We start from the raw sequence: 4,932 nt of genomic DNA on the forward strand, positions 1-4,932 counted from the left end.
ATGTTCGCCGCCGCCTTCCGGCTTGTGCTCGGGACGCGCGCCGCCGGCCTCGGGCACACGCTGCAACTGTTCGGCCAGCGTCTGCGCCACGATCTGGCGCTGGCTTTCCGATAAGGCATCATTGACAGTCAGCCACCATTCGCGCAGCTGCTTTTCCTCGCTGGCGCTGAGTGCGCTTTCAGCGTCGATGGCTTTCGCCACATCGCGCAATTCGACGTTGGCAGTTTGCGCGCCGGCCAGGGTCGCTTCCTGCAGGCGCTCACGGCGCGCCTTGCGTTCGCGCAGCAGATTGCGGGTCTTGCTTTCAGTCTGTTGCCACAAGGTGGCCTGGTTGGTGTTCAGGTTCAGCGACTTCTTCAACTCGGATGCCATCGGCAGATAATCCTCCGCCTTCAACTCCATCACAGGCAGGGCAAACGCGGGGGCAATCGCAGCAGACAAAACCAGCGCGGCACTCAGGCGGCGCAGGGCGACGGGAACGGCAAGGCGCATGGAGACTCCGTAGGCAAAAAAAAGCCTGCACGGGGGTGCAGGCTGAAAACCACTTCAGGGTAGAGAGAAATACGAGCTCAGTGTAGGACGCGGATTTGCGCGTTACAGGTGTTCTTACAAATACTTACCGTCGTGAACGTTGGGGATACACTGCGTACAATTCTGCAAAATTGGCGTTTCACCAAGCGGAGCTTGGCTTACTTTCAATGTCAACGCGAACCGTTGTAAATCGACGTAAAGGTATAAATGATTTCGGCAGGGCCACGACGTTTGCCCAAAATCAGGTTTATACTCGACCGCATGACGCTGCAGTTCGCAGCGGCTGCTTTGACAGGTGAAACATGGGCAAGAAGCTAAAGAATTCCGGTTTGGTCGGCCTGGGCGTGGTGGCTGGCATCGCCATCTCGCTGCAGTTTTCGGCGATGGCGCAAAAACCGCTGGATCCTCCCCTCCCGCTGGAAGAACTGCGCCAACTGGCTGACGTGTTCAGCCTCATCAAATCCGATTACGTCGAACCGGTCGAAGACAAGAAGCTGCTGACCGAAGCGATCTCCGGCATGGTCGCCTCGCTGGACCCGCACTCCGCCTATCTGGACAAGAAAGCCTATGCCGAATTGCGCGAAGGCTCGCAGGGCAAGTTCGTCGGCCTCGGCATCGAGATCGGCCAGAGCGAAGACGGTTACATCAAGATCGTCGCCCCGATCGAAGACTCGCCGGCGTGGCGCGCCGGCATCAAGCCGGGCGACCTGATCAGCCGTCTCGACAACACCCCGCTCAAGGGCTTGTCGATGGACGACTCGATCAAGAAAATGCGTGGCGAGCCGAACAGCAAAGTCATGCTGACCGTGCTGCGCAAGGGCGAAGCCGAACCGCTGACCTTCAACATCACGCGCGAAGAGATCCACCAGAAAAGCGTCAAGGGCAAGCTGGTCGAGCCGGGCTATGCATGGCTGCGCATCTCGCAATTCCAGGAGCCGACCGTCGATGACATGGCCGCCAAGATTGCCGAACTGTACAAACAGGATCCCAACCTCAAGGGCCTGATCCTCGACCTGCGCAACGACCCGGGCGGCGTGCTGCAGGGCGCGATCGGCGTGGCGGCGGCGTTCCTGCCGAAGGACTCGCCGATCGTCTCGACCAACGGCCAGCTGCCGGACCAGAAACAGATCTTCTACGGCCGTCCCGAATACTACGAACTGCGCAACGAAAGCGACGCGCTGGCCAAGCTGCCGGCCGCCGTCAAGAAGGTGCCGATGGTAGTGCTGGTCAACACCGGCTCCGCCTCGGCCTCGGAAATCGTCGCCGGCGCGCTGCAGGACTACAAGCGCGCCGACATCATCGGTTCGCAGACCTTCGGCAAGGGCTCGGTGCAGACCATCCGCCAGCTGACGGCCGACACCGCGGTGAAACTGACCACGGCGCGCTACTACACGCCGAACGGCCGCTCGATCCAGGCCAAGGGCATCACGCCCGACGTGGCGGTGGACGAATACGCCGACGGCGACGGCCTGAACGCCCTGCGCACGCGCGAAGCCGACCTGGACAAGCACCTTAGCAACGACCGCGAAGCCGAAGGCCAGAAGACCAAGCGCGACGAAATGGAAGAACAGCTGCGCGCCATCGCGCTGGAGAAAAAGCGCAAGCCGCTGGACTACGGCAGCGACGACGACTTCCAGCTGCACCAGGCGCTGAACCACCTGAAGGGCCTGCCGGTACAGCTGGCCAAACAAAGCACCACCGTGGTCACCACCGAAACCGGCCTGAAGAAATAAACTCCGGGGTCAGGTCTTCCATTGCGTCACGGGCCCTACCGTAGCAATTGCTACGGTAGGGCCCGTGACGCAATGGAAGACCTGACCCCGATTTATTAGAGGCAATCCCCCGTTTTTATTGTGTAGAATTTGGTTCATGATGGCGTATGCCATTGCCAAATTTGAAAGTTTGAAACCATGAAAAAAGCCGTCATCAGCGGTACTGGCCTCTACACCCCGGCGCAATCGATTACCAACGAGGAGCTGGTGGCTTGTTTCAATACCTATGTCGAACAGTTCAACGCCGAGCACGCCGCCGCCATCGCCGCCGGCACGGTCACGGCGCTGGAGCCGTCCAGCGTGGCCTTCATCGAGAAGGCGTCCGGCATCAAGGCGCGCTATGTGATGGAGAAGGCCGGCATCCTCGATCCGCAACGCATGGTGTCGCATATCGCCGAGCGCGGCGACGATGACCTGTCGCTGCAGGCCGAAATCTGCGTGGCCGCCGCCCAGCAGGCCATGGACCGCGCCGGCAAGTCGGCTGCCGATATCGATATGGTGCTGGTGGCCTGCTCGAATATGCAGCGCGCCTACCCGGCCATGGCGGTCGAGGTGCAGGAAGCGCTCGGCATCGACGGTTATGGCTTTGACATGAACGTGGCCTGTTCGTCGGCCACCTTCGGCATCCAGCAGGCAGTGGCGGCGATCCAGAGCGGCCAGGCACGCGCGGTGCTGGTGCTGAATCCTGAAATCACCTCGGGCCATCTGAACTGGCGCGACCGCGACAGCCATTTCATCTTCGGCGATGCCTGCACCGCCATCATTGTCGAAGATGCGGAGACGGCCAGGGGCGCCCACCGTTGGGAAATCCTCGACAGCAAACTGAAGACCAGCTTCTCCAACAATATCCGCAACAACTTCGGTTTCCTCAACCGCTTCGACGAACAGGGCGTCGGCCAGGCCGACAAGCTGTTCCGCCAGCAAGGCCGCAAGGTGTTCAAGGATGTGTGCCCGATGGCGGCCGAGATGATCAAGGACACCATTGCCCATGCCGGCCTGGAGGTGCCGCAGGTCAGCCGCTACTGGCTGCACCAGGCCAACCTGAACATGAATCAGCTGATCAGCCGCATGGTGCTGGGCCGCGACGCCGAACCGCGGGAAGCGCCGGTGATCCTGGACGAATACGCCAACACCTCGTCGGCCGGTTCGATCATCGCCTTCCACAAGCATTCGGACGACATGGCGCCGGGCCAGCTGGGCGTGATCTGCTCCTTCGGCGCCGGCTATTCGATCGGCTGCGTGGTGGTCAAGCGTCTTTAAAGCGGGAAGTGTTGCGCAAGCTCTGACTCGACGGCCGCCTGCGCGGCCGTTATCGCTTCCGGCCCCGCCGCCATCAGTTGCAGCGAGAAGAAGTGCAGGTCTTTCAGGCCGATGGTGGCCAGGATGGCGCGCAGGTACGGTTCCAGAAAGTCCGGCTGGCGCGCGCGCTCGCCGGTGCGCACGCCGCCCGAGCTGACGGCGATGTACACCGGCCGGTCGGCCAGCGTGCCGACCTTGCCCTGTGGGGTGGGATTGAAGGTGACGCCGATGCGCACCACGTGGTCGATCCACGCCTTGAGCACCGACGGCACGGTGAAGTTGTGCATCGGCGTGGCGATCACCACCGCCTCGGCCGCCTTCAGCTCGTCGATCAGCAGATCGGACCAGGCCAGCGACGACAGGCCTTGCGCGTGCGCGCTGCCGCCTTCCGTGCGGCCAAGGGCGTTGGCATACAGGCTGTCCACGTGCGGCAGCGGCTCGGCCCACAGGTCGCGCGACATCAGGCGCGCCTGCGGATGCCGCTGGCGCAGCCGCGCCACGATCTGCTGCGACAGACGATAGCTGGACGACTCGGCGCCGCGCGCACTGGCGCTCAGGTGCAGGATGCTGTTCATGCCGCCACCTCCAGCGCCTTACCGAAACGGACCGAGGTCATGACCAGCCCTTCGCGGAAGTAGAAACGCTGCGCCTGGCTGTTGGTCAGGGCGGTGTCCAGCACCAGCCGCACGCACTGCGCGTCGCGGGCGTAATGGGTCAGGCGGTCCAGCAGGCGCGCGCCCCAGCGGCGGCTGCGGTGGCTTTCGGCGGACACCAGATCATCGACGTACAAAAAGCGGCCGTACACGGTGTTTTCCTGATAGCGATAGCCGGCCAGCGCCACCACCTGCCCGTCCTCCCACACCGCCAGGATGTGGTACTGCTGCTCCTGCTGGCGCAAGACCTGCGCCACGAATGCGTCCTCCGACTGCAGGTGGGGACGCAGTTCCTTCATCACCGGATAGCAGGCGCGCAGGTCCTGTTCCGTTTCTACGATGCGTAATTGGGTGTTCATGGCTGCTCCTTTCAGAATAGGGCCATGTTAATCCGCTGATGGCATAATCCCCAGAGCCATGAAACGACATCTGGAGTAGACCATGAATGCCCGCGCAGACTTCCTGCAGCTGGACAGCAGCGCCGCCGAACCACTATACCGCCAAATCTACACCCGCTTTCGCGGCGCCATCGCCGACGGTCTGCTGCAGCCGGGCGACCGCATCCCGGCGGCGCGCGCGCTGGCGCTGGAACTGGGCCTGGCGCGCGGCACGGTGGAAGCCGCCTACGCGCTGCTGACGGCGGAAGGCTATGTCGAGGCGCGCGGCCAGGCCGGCAC

6 protein-coding genes are annotated in these 4,932 nt (G+C 62.8%); 3 read left to right on the top strand and 3 right to left on the bottom strand.

The window, feature by feature from the left end; translation table 11 throughout:
• Window positions 1-492 (bottom strand): hypothetical protein (locus E4L98_RS03460; protein ID WP_229257227.1); only part of this gene is annotated, 492 nt, incomplete at its 3' end.
• Window positions 493-833: 341 nt separating this feature from the next.
• On the opposite strand from E4L98_RS03460, the gene E4L98_RS03465 reads away from it, so the two are divergent.
• Complete coding sequence (locus E4L98_RS03465; RefSeq protein WP_135200179.1) at window positions 834-2,264, top strand: S41 family peptidase; 1,431 nt, start codon at window positions 834-836, stop codon at window positions 2,262-2,264.
• Window positions 2,265-2,441: 177 nt separating this feature from the next.
• Window positions 2,442-3,563 carry a beta-ketoacyl-ACP synthase III gene (locus tag E4L98_RS03470; RefSeq protein WP_135200180.1) on the top strand — a complete coding sequence of 374 codons (1,122 nt, stop codon included), beginning with the start codon at window positions 2,442-2,444 and terminating at the stop codon, window positions 3,561-3,563.
• On the opposite strand, the gene E4L98_RS03475 is transcribed toward E4L98_RS03470, so the two are convergent.
• Together E4L98_RS03475 and E4L98_RS03480 are read right to left on the bottom strand one after the other, a co-directional pair.
• Window positions 3,560-4,177 (bottom strand): FMN-dependent NADH-azoreductase, encoded by a 618-nt coding sequence (locus tag E4L98_RS03475; RefSeq protein WP_135200181.1) that lies wholly within the window; start codon window positions 4,175-4,177, stop codon window positions 3,560-3,562. The genes E4L98_RS03470 and E4L98_RS03475 overlap by 4 nt on opposite strands.
• Complete coding sequence (locus E4L98_RS03480; protein WP_135200182.1) at window positions 4,174-4,614, bottom strand: GNAT family N-acetyltransferase; 441 nt, start codon at window positions 4,612-4,614, stop codon at window positions 4,174-4,176. Before E4L98_RS03480 ends, E4L98_RS03475 begins: the two co-directional genes overlap by 4 nt.
• A gap of 82 nt (window positions 4,615-4,696) precedes the next feature.
• Between E4L98_RS03480 and E4L98_RS03485 the strand changes: the two genes are divergently transcribed.
• Window positions 4,697-4,932 (top strand): GntR family transcriptional regulator (locus tag E4L98_RS03485; protein WP_135200183.1); only part of this gene is annotated, 236 nt, incomplete at its 3' end.

Source organism: Duganella callida (assembly GCF_004614165.1).
Taxonomy (GTDB): Bacteria; Pseudomonadota; Gammaproteobacteria; order Burkholderiales; family Burkholderiaceae_D; genus Rugamonas; species Rugamonas callida.

Coding starts and splice junctions, on each gene's coding strand:
- E4L98_RS03465 (WP_135200179.1), top strand. CDS start 834: ATGGGCAAGAAGCTAAAGAATTCCGGTTTGGTCGGCCTGGGCGTGGTG.
- E4L98_RS03470 (WP_135200180.1), top strand. CDS start 2,442: ATGAAAAAAGCCGTCATCAGCGGTACTGGCCTCTACACCCCGGCGCAA.
- E4L98_RS03475 (WP_135200181.1), bottom strand. CDS start 4,177: ATGAACAGCATCCTGCACCTGAGCGCCAGTGCGCGCGGCGCCGAGTCG.
- E4L98_RS03480 (WP_135200182.1), bottom strand. CDS start 4,614: ATGAACACCCAATTACGCATCGTAGAAACGGAACAGGACCTGCGCGCC.